The organism is Nonomuraea sp. NPDC050310, assembly GCF_040655795.1.
Lineage (GTDB): Bacteria > Actinomycetota > Actinomycetes > Streptosporangiales > Streptosporangiaceae > Nonomuraea.
In genome coordinates this window covers 154,078-172,198 of sequence record NZ_JBFAKP010000004.1, presented here as the reverse complement: position 1 = coordinate 172,198, position 18,121 = coordinate 154,078, and the positions used below count along the sequence as shown (strand labels likewise).

General features: G+C 70.7%; 15 protein-coding genes. 3 read left to right on the top strand and 12 right to left on the bottom strand.

Annotated features, from left to right (window positions below; all coding sequences use genetic code 11):
• Positions 1-98: 98 nt before the first annotated feature.
• From AB0I67_RS13750 to AB0I67_RS13735, 4 genes are all read right to left on the bottom strand, one after another.
• Positions 99-524 (bottom strand): hypothetical protein, encoded by a 426-nt coding sequence (locus AB0I67_RS13750; protein ID WP_357922646.1) that lies wholly within the window; start codon positions 522-524, stop codon positions 99-101.
• 3 nt (positions 525-527) lie between these two features.
• On the bottom strand, positions 528-2,441 hold the full coding sequence (locus AB0I67_RS13745; protein ID WP_357922643.1) for a hypothetical protein: 1,914 nt from the start codon (positions 2,439-2,441) through the stop codon (positions 528-530).
• A gap of 10 nt (positions 2,442-2,451) precedes the next feature.
• On the bottom strand, positions 2,452-3,402 hold the full coding sequence (locus tag AB0I67_RS13740; RefSeq protein WP_357922640.1) for an NUDIX hydrolase: 951 nt from the start codon (positions 3,400-3,402) through the stop codon (positions 2,452-2,454).
• Positions 3,403-3,944: 542 nt separating this feature from the next.
• The gene (locus tag AB0I67_RS13735) at positions 3,945-4,736 is read right to left on the bottom strand and encodes an alpha/beta hydrolase (RefSeq protein WP_357922638.1); all 792 of its coding nucleotides are present in this window, start codon (positions 4,734-4,736) and stop codon (positions 3,945-3,947) included.
• A gap of 158 nt (positions 4,737-4,894) precedes the next feature.
• Between AB0I67_RS13735 and AB0I67_RS13730 the strand changes: the two genes are divergently transcribed.
• Positions 4,895-6,343, top strand: a complete 1,449-nt coding sequence (locus tag AB0I67_RS13730; protein WP_357922635.1) for an amidohydrolase family protein — start codon at positions 4,895-4,897, stop codon at positions 6,341-6,343.
• Here AB0I67_RS13730 and AB0I67_RS13725 read toward each other — a convergent pair.
• The 4 genes from AB0I67_RS13725 to AB0I67_RS13710 all read right to left on the bottom strand — a co-directional run bounded on the left by AB0I67_RS13725 (position 6,310) and on the right by AB0I67_RS13710 (position 12,687).
• Complete coding sequence (locus AB0I67_RS13725) at positions 6,310-7,698, bottom strand: FAD-binding protein (RefSeq protein WP_357922632.1); 1,389 nt, start codon at positions 7,696-7,698, stop codon at positions 6,310-6,312. The two genes, AB0I67_RS13730 and AB0I67_RS13725, sit on opposite strands and share 34 nt — an antisense overlap.
• Before the next feature lie 63 nt (positions 7,699-7,761).
• On the bottom strand, positions 7,762-9,624 hold the full coding sequence (locus AB0I67_RS13720) for an ATP-binding cassette domain-containing protein (RefSeq protein ID WP_357922629.1): 1,863 nt from the start codon (positions 9,622-9,624) through the stop codon (positions 7,762-7,764).
• Entirely contained in the window at positions 9,621-12,482 is a 2,862-nt protein-coding gene (locus tag AB0I67_RS13715) for a type 2 lanthipeptide synthetase LanM family protein (protein ID WP_357922626.1), read from the bottom strand. The genes AB0I67_RS13720 and AB0I67_RS13715 overlap by 4 nt, the downstream gene beginning before the upstream one ends.
• Before the next feature lie 16 nt (positions 12,483-12,498).
• Positions 12,499-12,687 carry a DUF6229 family protein gene (locus tag AB0I67_RS13710; RefSeq protein ID WP_357922623.1) on the bottom strand — a complete coding sequence of 63 codons (189 nt, stop codon included), beginning with the start codon at positions 12,685-12,687 and terminating at the stop codon, positions 12,499-12,501.
• A 102-nt stretch (positions 12,688-12,789) separates the two neighbouring features.
• Here AB0I67_RS13710 and AB0I67_RS13705 point away from each other — a divergent pair, with 102 nt between their 5' ends.
• Positions 12,790-13,431 carry a response regulator gene (locus AB0I67_RS13705; protein WP_357922620.1) on the top strand — a complete coding sequence of 214 codons (642 nt, stop codon included), beginning with the start codon at positions 12,790-12,792 and terminating at the stop codon, positions 13,429-13,431.
• Here the strand turns inward: AB0I67_RS13705 and AB0I67_RS13700 are convergent.
• Together AB0I67_RS13700 and AB0I67_RS13695 are read right to left on the bottom strand one after the other, a co-directional pair.
• Positions 13,406-14,599, bottom strand: a complete 1,194-nt coding sequence (locus AB0I67_RS13700; protein WP_357922617.1) for an ATP-binding protein — start codon at positions 14,597-14,599, stop codon at positions 13,406-13,408. The genes AB0I67_RS13705 and AB0I67_RS13700 overlap by 26 nt on opposite strands.
• Positions 14,600-14,647: 48 nt before the next feature.
• The gene (locus tag AB0I67_RS13695; RefSeq protein ID WP_357922614.1) at positions 14,648-15,517 is read right to left on the bottom strand and encodes an alpha/beta hydrolase; all 870 of its coding nucleotides are present in this window, start codon (positions 15,515-15,517) and stop codon (positions 14,648-14,650) included.
• Positions 15,518-15,814: 297 nt separating this feature from the next.
• Here AB0I67_RS13695 and AB0I67_RS13690 point away from each other — a divergent pair, with 297 nt between their 5' ends.
• Positions 15,815-16,180, top strand: coding sequence for a VOC family protein (locus AB0I67_RS13690; RefSeq protein WP_357923320.1), 366 nt, complete (start codon positions 15,815-15,817; stop codon positions 16,178-16,180).
• Between the two features lie 9 nt (positions 16,181-16,189).
• On the opposite strand, the gene AB0I67_RS13685 is transcribed toward AB0I67_RS13690, so the two are convergent.
• Both AB0I67_RS13685 and AB0I67_RS13680 read right to left on the bottom strand, forming a co-directional pair.
• Positions 16,190-16,699: an O-acetyl-ADP-ribose deacetylase gene (locus tag AB0I67_RS13685; protein WP_357922611.1), complete on the bottom strand. Its 510-nt coding sequence runs from the start codon at positions 16,697-16,699 to the stop codon at positions 16,190-16,192.
• A 77-nt stretch (positions 16,700-16,776) separates the two neighbouring features.
• Positions 16,777-18,078 (bottom strand): FAD-binding oxidoreductase, encoded by a 1,302-nt coding sequence (locus AB0I67_RS13680; protein ID WP_357922608.1) that lies wholly within the window; start codon positions 18,076-18,078, stop codon positions 16,777-16,779.
• Positions 18,079-18,121: the final 43 nt, after the last annotated feature.

Genomic DNA, 18,121 nt, shown 5'->3' with positions numbered 1-18,121 from the left:
CTCTGGGGCGGGGCTTCACTTTGCCCGGGCCGGAGCGAGAAGCTGCCGCATCAGAAGGTCAATCGCACGGTGGTGGCCCGCTGGCGCGGAGTCGTCGGCTATCCGGCTTCGGGAATTGGCAGGGTGATCACGCTGTGCGTGTCGGATCTCAGATCGGAGCTGCGGGGATCCGACCCTCTCATGCGTAAGAAGAATTCCTTGGCCTGGCGCAGGCTTTGCTGTAGTCCTCTGGCAACCTGTCCGCGATGCTCGTAGTAGTTATCGCTACCGCGACGCTCCCAGACGAAGTCATAGAAATCCTGGGCCTTGTTGCTCACAAATATGCATTTCTCTTCCATCTCATTTCTAGTCGGGGGGCTTACATGCTTCCCCAACTCGGTGACAAGAGCGTCTAGGGTCTGCAGCTCGACTGTAAAATCGTTCTGGTGCTCCTCAAGCCACTTGAGGTTCCGGCTCAGGTTGTGGAGCGTCTCAAGTGCGTTGATGACCTGTTGCAGGGCATTCCCACCCAGAGAGGTGGCCATTTCTCACGGTCGTGGCTCGGACAGCAGATCGAGCAGCCACCCCCTGAAGAGCTCGGCGGAAGCGCACGCGGTGCGCACCTGGTCCGGAGTGGTGTACATGGCCGCCTCGGACAGAATCTCGTCCAGGCGGCCCACCAGCTCTTCAACCCTCGTCGGTTCCTTCGGGTACGATGCACGTTCTTCGCGCAGCGCCATTCGGAGAAACTCAGTGTCGGCCGCAAGGTCACCGCTCGTTCGAGCTATGAACCTGGCGGCGCGCAGCGCCTCGACGAGATCTCGCCAGGCTGCCGCTGGATCCTCCGCGAGCTGTCGCCGTCGCACGCCGGTCAACTCTTCCAGAGTGGAGACCAGACTTTGTGCCTGGTCCCTGAGCAGCCCACAGACCAGCAGCTCAATAGAGTCCGTAGCGATGCGCACGTCAGCGGTGTCGATGAGGTCGAGCCTGCGATCCAGAGAGAGGTGCAACTCCCTAATATCGCCATGGGCGATGCGCGTGACGCCGGAGGTCCGGAACTTGGTGTCCAGTTCGGCGGCGCGTACGTACCGGTCGCTTACCACGATCACCGCCGAGCCGGGTGTGCTGCCGCGCATGCGACAGGGGGCGAGGCGCACAAAGCGCTCCCGCTCGTGCAGCAACTCGAGAGCCGCGCCAACTAGACCGTCCTGATTGCCCATGGCCCGCTGCATGAAGTGCAGTTGCTCGCTGAGCACGGCGTCTATTTCGGCCCGCGAGAGCGATACCCCCACGACAAGGGCTTTCGCCGTCGGCCGGAGTGGGGGCTCGTCGATGTCGTCTCTGGTGAGCCGGAAGTATTCGCGCGTCGCATACACGCTCAGGTCGAAGAACCACTGCCTTATGTCGTCAGGCAGCCGCTTGCGGCCGACGAAGACGAGGGCGCAGCCGATCAGGGACAGCAATGCCTGGGGCCGCCAGTGCTCGCCGTAATCGTTGCTGTCGGCCCAGCTCTGGCCCGCCTGGTGGAACGCCGCGCTGACCGATTTGAAGCCGAAGACGGAGGGGCCGTCGGGCTTGTGCGGAGTGACGATCGCCGCCTTGAGGTGGTGCCGCGCTTCGGGGTCGTCGGCGAGAGCAGGCAGCCATTCGCGGGCCAGACTCAGCAGCAGATGCGCGGGGTCGCGGGCCAGCGGCGCATCTTCGGCAAAATCGCCGAAGTCAATGAGCTTGAAGTTCCGCGGATCGTCAGGGCGCAGCAACACGTTGCGGACGTTCAGGTCACCATGGGCGTATCCGCGATGGACGAGCAGCTGATTCGAACCGTCACCGTTGACCAGGGCCAGCGGGTTTCGCGCCAGACCGCCATCGCCGTCAGGCACCCACCCGACCATCGCCGTCACGCCGTGCTCGGCGGCCCACCTGTCCAGTGGTTTGTCGTGATTCAGGCGGTCACCGAGCAGCAGACGCAGGTACGCGCCTGCTGTCATGGACTCCGGCCGGCGAGCGAGCGTCGGGTTCCATTCGCCAAGTACGGACTCGAACACGATTCCACAGGCTTCGGGCAGGCTATCGGAATGCCGCAGCTCCACGAGGGGCCGCACGGTGGATCGGTCGCCGCCGGCGATCCTCATCTGGATCATCCACCACGAGTCCAGCAGGATGGCGTCGCCGATCAGCTCCACCAGGTGCGCCTCACGGAATTCACGGGGCGAGCGGTTCAGAGCCCGACGCATTCGTCGTGCCTCCTCGGCGCCGTCGCCCTTCAGGAACTTGAGCACAGCCTGCCGGGCGAGGACGTCGGCCTCGAACTGTGAGGCGACGGCGACCAGCGCGTCGCTCATCCCTCCGGCCATCCAGCTCGTCAACTCGGAGTCATAGGTGGTGGACTCGTGCCACCGTTTGAAGACGGAGAACAGTTCAGGGGGCAGTTTATTCCAGCTTTCGCCCGACAGCTCGCCCACGTCGCCCGCCCTATCCGAGGAAGAACAAGATGATGGAGATGATGATCCCGAGCACCCCGATGACGATGCCGTAGAACTCCCACGGCCTGTCCTTGACGATATCCCGCAATGTGCGTCGCTGAACGCCCATCAGGCTCAGCGGCAATGCGCCGATTCCCTGGGGAAGGGAGTCGTGGAGTTGGCGCAACCCGTCCATATTGAGGCTCGCCCGGTTGACCTGGGCGCTTTCTTCGAGAATGATCTCTGGTTTTACCCACCGGGCGTCTGGCCCGGCGAGCAGCTGGGCGCGAGAGGACCGCAGCTGGAAGAACGCGATGTCGTATGTGGTCAGGGCACCCAAGGTGCGCGACGGCTGCGTGATCTCGGCTGTTCCCAATTCCACGAGCTGATCCGTACGGGAGTCGAAAACGAATCGCGGAAGCTCCTCCTCCAGCTCGCGCATCGCGACATCGCGCATGCTGGGATCGGCGGGACGCATTCTCCCGCCGGGGAGCTGGTACTGGTTGGCGGCGCTATCGTACATGATCAGAAAGTTGGTGCCGTGACCGCGCAACCGCGCCTTGACCAGTACCTGCGCGACGCGCACGTGTCGCAGCGGACGTGATTGTGGGTTCAGGCGAGCGCGCTGATGTTCCATTAGATACAGGAACTGCGGCCCTGTGAGGGCTTCCTGAACTAGGTACGGTGGCTCGCCCACCCGTGCGCGGGCCCAGTTGCCCAGAATCGGTTCGCCTGTGTCGACGTACTCAGCCAAGCTACGAAGGAACAGTGACGACGTCAGATGGTTGGCCTTGACCTGATGGTCCTTGACGGCGAGCACGCCGAAGGCGTGCAGCAGTGTGGCCAGAACGTGGCCGACCGTCTCGGCTTGCTCAGGAGCCAGACCCATCCCGTCGCATATGGAGGCCATCGGAAGCGGGCCCTCGCCCGGTGGGGGCAGCCTCCGCAGCAACTCAGCCACGATTCGCCGTGCCTCTGACTCTGTCATCCCACACCCTTCTCGGGCTCGGATGCCGCAGCGTCATCGTCTCTCGTGATCGTGATGCTGTCGATGCGGCCACCGGGCGGGGTGCTTCGTCTCTACGGCGTTTCTAAGGTTCCCCGACAGTCGCGTGAGGGTGGGGCGTTGGGTGGCGGCAGCGGCCATGCTCTCGCTCCAGACCCGGGACATGCACGGGATGATCTTGCGTCTCCTCTTCGCCCCACCATCCATTTGCCCAGTTCAAGCGGCATGTTTAGACGCGGGCACCCCCACTCTCCTAAAGCGGGTGCCGCAAATTCGGACCTTGCTGGCCACCTGGTCGAGGCCGTGAACCGGCGGCTTCTACCTCATAGCCCTGGTCGGTATGCCACGGAAATGTAGCTAAGGACCAGTGATCGCGAGCCTTGTACAAAACCATGCTGGCGGTGTTCGCCGCCATCAGATGGCCAACCTATGGTGAAAAAGGCCTTAGCGCGAGGCCGGTCCGCCGAACCTCCTCACCCGCGTCCGCCGACGCGAATTCAGACGACAAAAACGTCAAGGTGCTCCGCGACCACGCGTGGCGTCTCCAAGGTCGGGAAATGCGTCCGCCCCCCAAGGTGGATCGGTGAGTACCAAGGGTGTTCGGTGGCGAAGTCGGCGAGGGCCTGGTGGTAGGTGGGGTCGTCGGGCTGGGAGTACAGGTGGGCGATGGGGCGGGGGGTGGTGAGGGCGGACATGCGGCGCAAAGGGGAGCCCCAGTGGGTGTAGGCGGCTTCGATGACGCGGCAGGAGCGGGCCCACATGTCGAAGTCGAAGAAGGCCATCTCCTGGTCCAGGTGCTTGTCCACGGGCGGGCAGTCGGCCATGGCACGCCAGAGGTCGAACAGGTTCTCGCGGCCGCGGATCCAGGTTCGCTCGTCCTGGATGGTGCGGAGGTCCTGGATGAAGGCTTCGGGGGCCTCGAGTTGGAGCCAGTCGATCACGGCGACCTTGGGGACACGGGTCGGGCCCAGGCGGTCGGCAAGCTCCAGGTTGGCCCAGCCGCCGTGGGAGGTGGAGACGGGGACGACCTCGGTGACGCCGAGGTGGTCGAGGAGGGCGATGACGTCGTCGGCCTGTTCGGCGTAGCCGAAGTCCCGCTGCACGGACCGCTCGACGCCGTGGCCACGCCAGTCGGCGCGGATCACCCGGTGCCGGCCCGTGAGGTACGGCAGGAGCTGATCGAACAGGCGGTGGTCCTGACACCAGCCGCTCAACAGCAGGAACGTGGTGGGGCCCGACCCGGTGATGTCGTAGTCGAGGGCATGGTCGTTGAGGAGGACGGTGTTCACAGGCGCCAGTCTTACCCGCCGAGCCGTACGACGACAAAGGGGGCGGTTCCGCCGTACGGAACAGGTACTTGAAGCGACCTGGTGCTATGTCGCGACCGTTATGGCACAGGTCGAGATGGGTATTACTCGGTGCTCACCCCCTGGCACACCATGCCTGCATGACACGCACCGTGGTCACTGGCGGCCACCTCATCAGCATGGACGGCGAGTACGGCGAGCTTCCGCAGGGAGCCGTGCTGATCGAAGGCGACCGGATCGCCGCCGTCGCGCGTGACAGTTCGGAGTTCGACGGCGTCGACGCGCAGGTGATCGACGCCCAGGGCGGCTTCATCCTGCCCGGCATGGTGGACAGCCACCGGCACACCTGGATGGCGTTGTTGCGGGGCATCTCCGCCGACCAGTCGCTCATGGAGTTCCTGGGGAACGTGTTCTACGGGATCGGCTCGCTCATCACCGCCGAGGACATGAGCGCGGCCTCGACCGTGGGCGCGATCGAGGCCATCGACTCCGGCGTCACGACGATCATGGACTGCTGCGACTGCGTCAACTCCCCCGACCATGCGATCGCGGCGGTCGACGCGCTGCGCGCGACCGGGATCAGGCACGTGTACTCGTACGGCTTCCAGTCCTTCGCCTTCGAGCCGGCCGGGTTCGCCTCGCATGCCGAACGGCTCAAGGACGCCGAGCGGTTCCGCTCCTACGGCTGGGGCGGGCTATCGAGCATGGGCATCCTACTCAGCGACTTCGGCACGCTTCCTTTCGCGGACAGCGTGGCGGAGTTCCGGCTGACCGCCGAGCTCGACGTGCTGACCGCGTCGCATACGGCGGCGGCCACCTCGTCGATCCTGCTCAAGGGGCTTCGTGAGTTCCGCGATCACGGGCTGTTGCGGCCGGGCCACGTGCACATCCACTGTCCGGCTCTCGTCGGTGACGAGTGGCAGCTCGTGGCCGACACCGGCGGGCGGGTCACGATCGCGCCGGAGACCGAGATGCAGATGGGCATGGGCATCCCGCCCATCCGTCCCGCGCTCGACCACGGGATCCTGCCGGGGATCAGCACCGACATCGTGGCGGTCGGCTCGGGCGACCTGTTCTCGCAGTTGCGGCTCGGGCTGCAGACCCAGCGGATGCTCGACCACGACCGGGTCCACCGGACCGGCCGCATGCCGTCCTCGGTCGAGCTGACCGTACGGGACGCCCTGAGCTGGGGCACCCGGGGTAGTGCGGAGACGCTCGGCCTTGGGGATCGCATCGGCTCGCTGACGCCGGGAAAGCAGGCGGATGTGATCATCGTGAAGCCGAAGCTGAGGCTTGTGCCCTCCAGCCATCCCGTCGGCTCGGTCGTGCTCCAGTCCACGGCTGCTGACGTGGACACCGTGCTGATCGGGGGTGTGGTGCGTAAGCGGCATGGGCAGCTCGTCGGCTACGACCTGGATGCTGTTGCGGACCGGGGGCAGCAGGCGCTCTCCCGGATTCGGAAGGCGGCGGCCGGGCTTCCGGTGCTCGGGCCGGAGGCGGTCGCGGGGTGGTTCGGGCACGCGGAGCGGGTGGCTACTCAGGTCTTCGGGAGTGCTTACGGGGCCGAGGGAGCTCCTGCGGCGTTGTAGCTGCGGCTCTGCGCTTGCGGGTCGTGGACGGGCGGTGTCCCCGGCACTGCTTTGCCGTACATCTCCATCAGTTTGCGCAGGCGGGGCAGGTTGTCCCCGTAGTACGCCGGCAGGGCGTCGGGGAGGTCGACGTCGGGGTAGTTCGGGTAGACGCCGGTCGACCATGGTTGCAAGGGGGCCCATGCTCGGCGTAGCCAGGCGTGGGCCTCTTCGCGGCGCGGGGTGGGCGCGCGGAAGCCGAGCTGGACGGACTGCTTGAGGAGGAAGCTCGGCGTGCGGTGGGTGAAGGCGGTGGCGGTGGGGGCGACGCGGGCGATGGCTCCTGACCAGGGGACGAGTTCGAGGTCGCGGATCTCGCCGTAGACGCGGTCGGTCACCAGGCGGGTGAGGAGGTCCTCGATGGCGGATCTCGGGAGCGGGCCGGGGAAGAAGCCGGACTTGTTCAGGCGGAGGCCGGGGCGTTCGCCGGGGGGCAGGGTGGTGGCGGCGCCGCCTCCGCCGTCCGCGTAGGAGTGGTGGCAGGCGGCTTCGGCTGGGGACAGGCGGGTGAGGGAGGCGCGGGCGGGGTCCAGGAGGTCGGTCAGGAGGGTGCGGGTTCTGGCCTCGGAGTCGGCTACGACGCCGAACAGGACCGCGTACGGCGGGTCGTCAGGGTCGTCGGGGGCGGCGATCGCGAGTTCGAGGTTGACCTCGTCCGGGGCTGACGGGGCCCAGTGTTGCCAGGTGTCGATGAGGGCGGCGGCGTGGGAGAAGTCGACGACGGCCTGGACGGCGGTGGCGGGGAGGGCCGGGCGGGTGCGGAGGGTCATGGAGGTGACGACGCCGAAGCGGGCGGCGCCGGCGCCGCGCAGGGCCCAGAGGAGGTCGGGGTCGGCGTCGAGGTGGGTGCCGTTCGGGAGGAGGACGCTTGCCGAGAGCAGGTGGTCGGCGCCCAGGCCGTACAGGCGGCTGAAGACGCCGTAGCCGCCGCCCAGGACGGCGCCCATGACGCCGACGGTGGGACACCAGCCGCAGGGGACGAGGCGGTTGTGGGGGGCGAGGTGGCGGGCGAGTTCGCCGATCTGCACGCCCGGGGCGATACGGACGGTTTCGGCCTTGAGGTCCAGGTCGATGGATTTCAGCGGGCTCAGGTCGATGAGGACGCCGGTGGTGGAGGAGTGGTCGGCGAAGCTGTGGCCGCCGCCGCGGATGGCGTACGGCAGGCCGTGGGATTGGGCCAGGGCCAGGGCGGCGGGGATGTCGCTCTCGATTTCGCAGCAGGCGATCAGGGTGGGGAGTTGTTCGGGGTGGGCGGTGTTCAGGAAGGCCTTGCGTCTGGCCTGGTAGCCGGGGTCTCCCGGGTTGATCAGCCGCATGGGCGGGCCGCCGTTTCAGGAAGGTGGATCAGCCTCATGGGCGGGCCGCCGTTTCAAAGGGGCTCATGGGCATTGCTGGGGGGTTGTGCCGGTTTGGAGGGCGTAGAGCTCGGCGTAGTGGCCCGACAGGGCGAGGAGTTCGTCGTGCGTCCCAGCCTCCGTGATGCGGCCGCGGTGCAGGAGGAAGATGCGGTCGGCGTGCCGTACCGAGGTGAGACGGTGGGTGATGAGCAGGACGGTTCGTTCGCCGGCGATCTTGCGGAGGGTCTCGTAGACGGCGTACTCGGCCTTGGCGTCAAGTGGGGCGGTGGGTTCGTCCCAGATGAGCAGGGGGCCGTCGCGGAAGAGGCCGCGGGCGACAGCCAGGCGCTGCCACTGGCCGGCGGAGAGCTCGTGGCCGCCCCTGAATTGCTTGGAGAGCAGGGTGTTCCAGCCTTGCGGCAGGTCGGCGATGACGGTGTCGGCGGCGGCGAGAGAGGCGGCCTCGGTCAGGGCCTGGTCGTCGGGGTCGCGGCGGTCGTGGCGGCCCATGCGGACGTTGGTCCGGGCGTCGTGCGGCCAGCGGACGGGGTGCTGCGGGACGAGGACGACCCGGTCGGCGAGGGTGACCGGATCGAGGCCGGCGGTGTCGAGGCCGTCCCAGCGGACGGTCCCGGAGGTCGGTCGGTAGAGGCCGGCCAGCAGCCTGGCGAGGGTGGTCTTGCCGGAGCCGTTCTCGCCGACCAGGGCGATGGTCTGGCCGGCGTGGATGGTGAGGTCGATGTCGCTCAGCGCGGGCCGTCCGGCGCCGGGGTAGGTGAAGGTGACGCCGTGCAGGGTGATGCGCTCGGGGGCGCGGGGCGCTGCCGTACCACCGGAGGGACGGCGGCGCGCGGCGGCGTCGGCGAGGAAGTCGTGGTAGTCGGCGACGTACATGACCTGCTCGAAGAGCTGATTGGCCGCCTGGGCGAGCTGCTTGAGCGCGGCCGCCGCCACCCGGACGGCGATCACGACCGTGCCCGCGGCGGCCAGGGCTAGCCAGCCCGCCTGCAACATCGCCCCGAGTACGGCCAGCACGCCGAGCATCGCCAGGCCACCGGCGGCCCGGCCGAGGGTACGGGTGCGCGCCATCGCCAGGCCCACCCGCGTCTCCTGCGCCTTGAGCTGGTCGGCCGCCTGCCGGTACTCGGCCAGGACGTACGGCTCGGCCTGGCAGGCCCGCAACTCGGCGGCGGGCTCACGGCCGGTGGCGAGCTCGCCGAGCAGCTCGACGCGGCGGTTGAGGGTGACCATGCTGCGCATCCCGGCGTAGCCGAGCCGGGCGGCCCTGAGCACCGCCCAGGACTCGGGCAGGACGCTGACCAGCAGGATCGGCAGGAGCAGCGGGTGCAGGACGGCCGGGCCGACCGCGGCGGCGACGACCCCGCAGGCGGCGCCGACCAGGTCGACGAGATTGGCGGCGGCGCGGTCGAGGTGGAACAGGCCGCGGTCGCGGGCTCGGTGGAGGCCGTCGTAGAAGTCGACGTCGTCGAAGTCGCCCAGTTGTACGCCCAGGGCGGCGGCCATCAGGTGTTCCTCGGCGGTACGGCGGAGCGCGGGTTCGAGGCGGGCGCGGGCCATCTCGACGGCGGCCTCGGCTGCGGCGCGGAGGGTCAGGAGGGTGGCGAGCAGGGCCAGGCCCGGGAGGGCGGCGGGGAGGCGGTCGGGGGCGGTGAGGAGGGTGTGGAGGACGGAGGTGGTGGCGAGGAGGCCGCTGGCGGTGGCTGCGCCGGCGGTCAGTTGGAGGAGGACGATGGCCAGGGCCGGGCGGGGGCCTGCGGTCCAGATCAGGCGGAGGATGGGGGCTATGGCGAGGGTGCGGCTTGGGCCCTCCTGGCGGTCGAGATGCCAGTAGGGGGCGACGATCTCGTCCGTGGGGGCCGGGGTGTCGGGGGCAGGGTCGGTCACATCGGCTCCGGAGGGAGGCGATCCGGGGAGGGAAGATCTGGTAGGAGGAGGGAGGGGAGGTGGGCTTCGGGGTGGAGGCGGAGGAGTTGGTAGGCCACGCCGCCCAGGCCGGGCAGGAGGCTGGGTGAGAAGGCGTCGCGGGCCAGTCCGCTGATCGGGCCGTTGGTTTCCAGGCTGCCCAGGATGTGCGCGGCGAGCCGTTCCTGCGCCACCGGGGCGACCCCTGCGGCGCGAGCCAGCTCGATCACCTCCCAGGAGCCCAGGTCGCCGTGGCAGAGGGTGTGGTTCCAGCCGGTGCCGTCGGCCCAGCAGGAGGCGGCGGCCCGAGCCAGGCGGTCGCGCCAGATCTCGTCACCGGTGCGGCCGAGCTGGTCGGCGGCGACCAGGCCGACCCCGCCCGCGCCGTGGCACCAGGCGGCTGCGGTGAAGCCGTCGCCTCGCAGGTCCACCCAGCCGAGCTGGCGGGGGTCGTACAGGGTTTCCTCGTAGGTGAAGGCGGCCTCGGCGAGCTCTTGGAAGCCGTCGAGGCGGGACAGGGCCCAGCCGATGCCGGTGGCTCCGTGGGCCAGGCCGCCGAGGCCCTGGGGGAAGCGGGGGCTGGGCCAGCAGACGCCTCCGGACCGGGTGACGGCCAGGCCGGCGAGGCGGGTGCCGATGGAGTGGGCGAGGTCGGACCATCGGGTCTGGCCGGTTCGTTCGGCCAGGCGTAGGAGGGGGACGATCGCTCCCGCCATGCCGGAGAGCAGGTCGTAGCTGTCATCGGCCTCGATCGCGGCAGGCAGCAACTCGGCGAGGGCCACAGCCCTGGTCAGCGCCTCATCACGAGAAGCGTCCAGATCGGTGACATCCAGGTCGCGGAGCAGCAGCCACCCCCAAACCTGCGAGGCAACCCCCAGGTAAGCCCCAGGCGGGTCAGGCCGCAGCCGCATGGCCTCCCCCCGCTTGGCCGCGTCCTGGTCCTCCGTCCGGCGAAGGGTGCGCAGGACCGCTTCCAGAAGCTCCGGCACCCCGTCAACCGGCTCAGCCCGCCCGGAAGAGCTCTCCCGAAGGTAGGCGGCCAGCAGGAGGGCCACTCCGTGCGCCCCGCCGTACAGGTCGGTGGACAGGGGCTGGACGGCCCAGCCGGTCGGGTTGAGGGTGGGCGTGATCCAGGTGACGGTCCCGTCGGCGCCGCGGACGGCGCTGTCGAGGACGCCACGCATGATGCCGGCCGCCGCGGCCCGTCGCCGCTGGTCCAGGTCGGTGGTGCGGAGCGGGCCGGTGACCAGGCGGGCGTCCTCGGGCATCCACCCCTCGCTGAGGTAGGCGCTGACCAGGGCGGCCTGCGCGACGCGGCGGTCCAGGCCGTGCTCGCGGGCCCGCCAGCGGTCGAGCGCCTCGGCGATCAGGTCGCGTTCTGGGCCGCAGCGCGTCCCGGCCGGCCCGGTCAGCACGCCGTACCGCGGGGTGGTGTCGAACATCGGGATGTCGCCGTGGCACAGCTCGTCCACCTCGGCCGCGATGATCGCCGCGTCGCCCGGCGCGCCGGGCACGTTCTGCGACATCTTGGCCAGCAACGCGGCGGCCTTGGCCCGCGCCGGGGTCTCGTCGTGCAGCGCGGCGGGGTGCCAGAGCATGCGGCCCAGCTCGGCGTACGACTCCGTGGAGCGCAACACCGCACGGACCGGGCAGCCGGCGAAGCCGGACAGCAGCGGTTCCAGCTTGCCGGACCGGTCGAGTTCGCCCAGCCGCTCGTCGAGCTCGTCGAACCCGGCGAGGATCACGTCCCAGTACTGGCCGAGGACCGGCGACGGGCTGGGGTGGTTGGCGGCCGGCGGCAGGTCCACCCGTTCGGTGCCCATCCGGGGGCTGTCGGTGCCCGCGCCGAGCACGATCGGCAGTTCGATCTGCGGCTGCTGGCCGGGCAGCGCGCCGGCCGCCGACATGTCGACTCCGCGCCAGCCGAGCGCCACGCCGCGTCCGGGCAGGAGGCCGGTGCGCATGACCGAGGTGTCGACCAGCTCCACGGCCAGGTCGAAGGCCTCGCCGTACCCTGAGGGCCGGGCTTTGACGACGGGGGTGAACAGGCTCTCGCAGTCGACGACCACCGGGTTCGGACCGGCGGCGATGAGGTTCTCCGCGTGCAGGTCGCTGCCGCCGAGCAGGCGCATGAGGGCCAGCCAGTGGCCCATGCCGCGGTAGAAGCCGCGCAGTTCGGCGGGGTCGGCGCAGTGGCGGTGCTCGATGTGTTCGGCCCAGCCGTACTCCTGCCTGGTCACCACGGCGGGCACGCGCATGGTGGACAGGCCGAGGTGGGTGAGCAGGCCGGCGAGGGCGGCGTCCACCGCCAGCGAGCGCGGCTTGTAGATGACCCGGCCGTCCTCGCCGTGCACGAGGATGACGCTCTGGCCGCCCCGGTGGCTGTCGCCGGCGCCGAAGTCGACCCGCGTGAGCGCGCCCCACGGCGCGCCGGGGAGCGTGGCCAGCGCCGCGCGGTCCGCGGCGAACCTGGCGGCGAAGCGGTGGGCCGCCTCGCACCGGTTGCCGATCACCGTCGCGAGCCTGGGCAGCAGGCTGGGGTACGGCTCGGCCAGCGCCTGCCAGAAGGCGGGTTCCGCGACGGAGCGCTTCCACTCCGCCCACCTCGCCGCCGGGTCGGCGCCGGTCAGCCGGCCGGCCAGCCGGGCGGCGTTGAGCTCCAGCACCAGCAACCGGGTGATCTTCCGGCGGACGTCCTCGTCGAGCGAGCGCGTGGCGCCGTCGAGGATGGCGTCGCGCTCGGCCGGAGCGAGGCCGGTGAGCGCCCCCAGCCGGGCCTCCAGGTCGGCCAGAGCCGGTCCGAGCAGCACGTCCAACGGGGGGTCGAACTCACCGGCCATGGATTCCCGCCCCCGCTCAGCAGCAGTAGCGGGTGTAGGAGCCCGAGCAGGCGGTCCCGCACTTGCCGGAGTAGCCGGGGCCGGTCATGGTGATCTCGGACTCGGCGTACAGGCCGGGCAGCAGCGGGCCGGCCGGGCTGTCCGGCTCCTCGCCCGCCCGCCAGGCGGCGATGATCTCCTCGGCCCTGTCGAGGGTCACGGTCATGCTTCCTCCTTGGTCGGACATGTCGGACTTGGCGTCAGGATCCGCCGCGAGTTCGTTGACCGGTAGCCGCCATAACTGCGCACTTGACAGGTCAATCGGGATATGAGAAAGACGGTCGTGATCACCGTTTCGCTGGTCGACGACGACCGCATGCTCATCGAGGGACTCGCCGCCTGGCTGGCCGGCGTCCCCGACGTACGGCTGGCCGGCTGCGCGGCGACCGTGGCCGAACTCCTCGCCACCGAACGGGCGCCGGCCGACGTCGTGCTGCTCGACCTGTTGCTGGCCGACCGCTCCGACCCGGTGGACAACGTGCGCACGCTGGTGCGCCTGCATCGCCGCGTGCTCGTGGTGAGCGCGGTGACCTCGGGCGACATGGCCAGGCGCATGGTCGAGGCCGGGGCGAGCGGCTACATCACCAAGGACCACGACCTGGTGGCGCTGGTGCGGAAGATCCGCGAGGTGGCGCGGGAGCAGGTGACCATCTCCCCCGAGCTCGCCCTGGGCTGGTTGGCCGACCGGGACAGCGACCGGCCGGTGCTCTCGCCCCAGGAGCGGGCCGTACTGCTCGCCTACGCCTCCGGCATGACCCTCACCGCGGCCGCGCGCAGCGCCGGGGTGCAGCCCGGGACCGCCAAGAACTACCTGGAACGCGTCAAGGACAAGTACCGCAGGGCCGGACGACCCGCCTACACCAAGCTCGAACTGGCCGACCGGGTCAGAGAGGACGGTCTGGCCACCTGAGCTCCACGCAGGTCCCCTCGCCGGGCGCCGTGATGACCGTCGCGGCGCCGCCCACCTCGCGCATCCGCCCGGCCATCGAGGACCCCCACCCGTAGCCGGGCGTCATCCCGGCCGGCTCGAACCCGGCGCCCCGATCGACCACCCGTACGGTGACCACGCCGTCCAGCACGACGGCGGTGAGCCAGGCCTCCCGCTCCCCCGAGTGCCTGGCCACGTTGTTGAGCGCCTCCGTCGCCGCCTCCGTCATCGCCGTCGCCACCTCGGCGGGCAGGTCCTCTGGCACCCCTTCGGCCGCGTAGCTCACGCACAGGCCGAGCCCGGCCGCCCTGGCCACGGCCCGCGCCAGGCCGTTGCTCAAACCGCTGGCCGGCCCGGCCGCGTCCTGCCGGAGCAGCGCCCGCACGTACGCCGCGTCGGCCGCGCATCGCCGCCGCACCTCCTCGGTGTGGTGGTCGAGCCCGCCGCGGGCGATGGCGATCAGCGTCGCCAGCACCGTGTCATGCAGTTCCCGGTAGTGCGCCAGCCGGGCCCGCTCGGCTGCCTCGGCCGCCTCGGCCGCCAGCCGCTGCTCGACCTGCCGGTCCAGCCGGGTCGCCTGGGCGGCCAGGTAGCGGCGGATGAAGAAGACGATGATCGCGAACCAGACGTAGCTGTTGACCCGCACCGCCAGCTCCAGCGCCGCCGGGAAGCGCTGGCCCAGGTCGGCCGCGTGCGCGAGCGCGTAGACCACGATCGGCGGCAGCAGCGCGGCGAACTGCGCCGGCCGCTCGCTCACCGCGCCGATCAGCGCCCCGGTGGCGAGCAGGGCGTGCGAGGACCAGTTGGTCTCGCACGTGCCGGACTCCGGCAGGCAGCCCCCGGTCACCCCCACGAGCAGGACGCACGTGACCGCCACGTCGATGACCACCGCCCACGGCGCGAACCAGCCGCGCCGTGCGACCCACAGGAACAGCGTGACGTTCCAGGCCAGGGCCAGACCCAGCAGCGCCGCGTTCCGGCCCCGGTCGATGAAGAGCTGCTCGACGGCGAACAGGCTGGACGCGGCGGGCAGCAGGTAGCTGAGGCGCTGCAGCATCAGCAACATGGCCACGAACCGGCGCACCCGCTCGCCGCTGGGCCGGGAGGCCAGGAACTGCGGGTCGCGCCAGCCGAGTGAGTCCCACCGCATGAGGGAGGCGCCCTTCTGCCGAGCTCAAGGTGCTCTACAGGGCGATCATCACCCGATTTGCGGCAAACGTTCCGTCCACTCGGTGATGCGGCGCAGCAGGGTCGCCGCGACCGGGCCCGGCGTGGCGGCCAGCATCGTGGCGTGGAAGGCGTGCGGCAGGCCCTCGTACAGGTCGAGCTCCACCGGGCCGCCCGTCGCGGCGACCGCCTCGGCGAAGCGGCGGGCGTCGTCGAGCAGCACCTCCGCGGTGCCCGCCACCAGCAACAGGGGCGGCAGGCCGTGCGGCTTGCCGTACAGGGGGGACTGGGGGGCCTCGTCGGGCCTAGCCCCGGCGAGGTACTGCGTGCGGACGTGGTCGAGGACGGCCCGGTTGACGAAGTCCTTGCCGTCGTTGGCGTCGATGGACGCGCCGGTGAGGGCCAGGTCGGTCTGCGGGGAGACGGCCAGCGCGCCGCCGGGCAGCCGCTCGCCCGCCTCGCGCAGGACGAGCAGCGCCGACAGCACCAGCGTGGCCCCCGCGGACTCACCGGCCAGGATGATCTCCGAGGCGGGCACGCCCCGGTCGAGCAGGGCCCGGTAGACGGCGAGCACGTCGTCGAGGGCGGCCGGGTACCGGTGCTCGGGCGCGAGCCGGTACTCGACCCGGAGCGCGGGCCGGCCCGTGGCCGCCGACAGGCGGTAGGCCATGACCGTTTCCAGGTGCGGGTTCGTGTACTCGAACCCGCCGCCGTGGACGTAGACCGTCACTCCGGTACGGCCGGCCGTACCGGGGGCGGTGACCCAGGTGGCGAGCCCGGGCAGCACCGGGGTGAGGTCGGCGTCGGCGGGCAGGACGGGCGGCTCGGCCTGCATGGCCATGATGGTGGCCGTGACCTCGGCGGCCTCGGCGGACGTGACGGGGATGTGCGTGAACGACAAAGAAGACTCCAGACGGGTACACGAAGCGACCGCCCGCGCGGCCAAGCATGGGCCCACGCGAAAACGGCGCAAAGATCATTTAGAGAGAAGGCTCACGGGCGATGCGTCATCGGGCGTGAGTGGAGGCGCGGCGAAGCGCGGCTAGCTCAGGTGCGGCCTGTGAAGTGTGTAGACACGACATCATCCCCAGGTACGGTGCCTCCATGCCGCCCCCGTCCTCCCGGCCGGCGACACGCGACCCCTCGACCCTACCCGACGGAACCCGGCCGTGGTGATCTCGTGTGTGCATACTGGACCATGGCCTGCCGCATCACCGAACTGTCCCTGGACTGCGCGGACCCCCGGAGCCTGGCCGTCTTCTGGCGCCAGGTCCTCGGCTTCGAGGTCATCGCCGAGGAGGAGGACCTGGTCGAGCTCGGCTCCCCCGAGTCCCCCTTCACCCTGATCCTGGCCCGCACCCCCGACCCCAAGACCGTCAAGAACCGCCTCCACCTCGACCTCAACGCCACCGACCGCGACCAGGAGGCCGAACTGCGCCGCCTGCTCGACCTCGGCGCCCGCCCCATCGACGTCGGCCAGGGCCCGGACGTCTCCTGGCACGTCCTGGCCGACCCGGAGGGCAACGAGTTCTGCCTCCTCCACCGCCGCGTCAGCCCGCTCTAGTACCGTGAGCTAGGAGTCCAGGGCTCTGGCGAAGGCGGCGTAGGCGTCCGGGGAGAACAGGACGAAGCGGAGGTCGGTCACCTGGGTCGGGGTGGTGCGGACGGTGTCCACGGCGATGCGGGCGGCGGAGTCCAGGGGCCAGCCGTAGACGCCGGTGGAGATGGCGGGGAAGGCCACGCTGGTGGCGCCGAGCTCGTCGGCGACGTGCAGGGCGGTGCGGTGGCAGGAGGCCAGGACGGCGGAGCGGTCCTCTTCACGGGAGTAGACCGGGCCGACGGTGTGGATGACCCAGCGGGCCGGGAGGCGGCCGGCGGGCGTGGCTACCGACTGGCCGGGCGGGAGGCCGCGGGGGTAGCGGGTGGTGCGGAGCTCGCGGCAGGCGGCGAGGATGTCGGGGCCGCCGCGGCGGTGGATGGCGCCGTCGACGCCGCCGCCACCGAGGAGGGTGGAGTTGGCGGCGTTGACGACGGCGTCGGCGTGCTGGTCGGTCAGGTCTCCCAGCACCAAGGTGATGTCCATGCCTCCAGTGTCAGCCCCCGGGCACGGTTTCAGATGTCCTTGCTCTCCGGTGTCGGCCCCGGGGGATGCCTGGTGGGTCAGTCGAGGACGGGGAAGTTGGCGCGGATGAGGCCGTGCGGGTCGCGGGCCTGCTTGATCTGGCGCAGCCGCTCCAGCGAGTCCGGGCTGAAGGCGTCGGCGGCGCGGTCGGTGCCGGACAGGTAGGTGTACGGCTTGCGCGGCCCGGCGTGGGTGGCGAGGGCGTCGGTTACGGCCTGCTGGCGGGCGTCGAGCGCCGGGGCGATGTCCGGCGAGAAGACCACGCCGAGCAGGTACAGCAGGTAAGGCTCGGTCAGCGGCCCGTGCGGGCTGTCGGACGGCTGGGCGAAGGCGCCGCCGAGGTGGCGCACCTGGAAGCCGACGAGCGGGGCGAGCGGCTGGTCGAGCAGGACGGCGGGCACGTCGTCCAGGGAGTCGAGCAGCAGCGCGCGGGCCTTGCCGGGCGAGGGGTCGGTGGGTTCGGCGGTGATGGCGCCCAGGTCGGCGGCCGAGATCAGGCCGCGGCTGTCGTGCACGGGGGCGCCGAGCGCCTCGAAGGGCCGCAGGAGTTCGGCGGCTTCGGCGGCGTCGCCGAGGTAGGTGAGGTCGAGGACGGCCATGGGGTCCTGGCCGGGGAACTGCACCACGCTGTACCAGAGGGCGAGCTCGTCCGGCGCGGTTGCAGTGACCTCGCGGAAGCGGTCGAGCAGGGGCGCGGCCTGCGTCCCGGGCCAGACCATCCGCCCGCCGTACAGCACGGGCGCCGGGTGCAGGCGGAACTCGATGGCGGTGACCAGCGCGTAGTCGCCACCGCCGCCGCGCAGGGCCCAGAACAGGTCGGGGTCGGTGCCGGCGGTGACGCGGGCGAGCTCGCCCTCGGCGGTGACGACCTCGAAGGCTACGACCGAGTCGGCGCTCCAGCCGTACTTGCGGCCGAACCAGCTCACGCCGCCGCCGAGGGTGAGGCCGGCCACGCTGACCACCGGCGAGCTGCCGGCCAGGGCGACGAGCCCGTGCTTGGCGGCCTCGGTCAGGACGGCGCCCCACTTCACGCCGGCGCCCGCGCGGGCGGTGCGGGTGTCGGGGTCGACGTGCAGGTCGTCCAGGCGGTGGGTGCGCAGCACGATGGCGCCGGTGGCGTTGCCGTTGGCGCCGTGGCCGTTCGGCTGGGCGGCGACGACGAGCCCGGCCTCGCGGGCGAAGCGGACCAGCGCGGCGACGTCCTGGGCGTCGGCGGCCTCCACGACGGCGGCCGGCTGCTGGGCCACGGCGAGGTTCCAGGCGCGGGCCGCCTGGTCGAACCCGTCCTGCCCGGCGAGCAGGACGCGGCCACGGACGGCGGAGGACAAACTGTCGATCATGTGGTGACTCCCTATCGAATCTTCCCGTCATCTCTCTGACGGA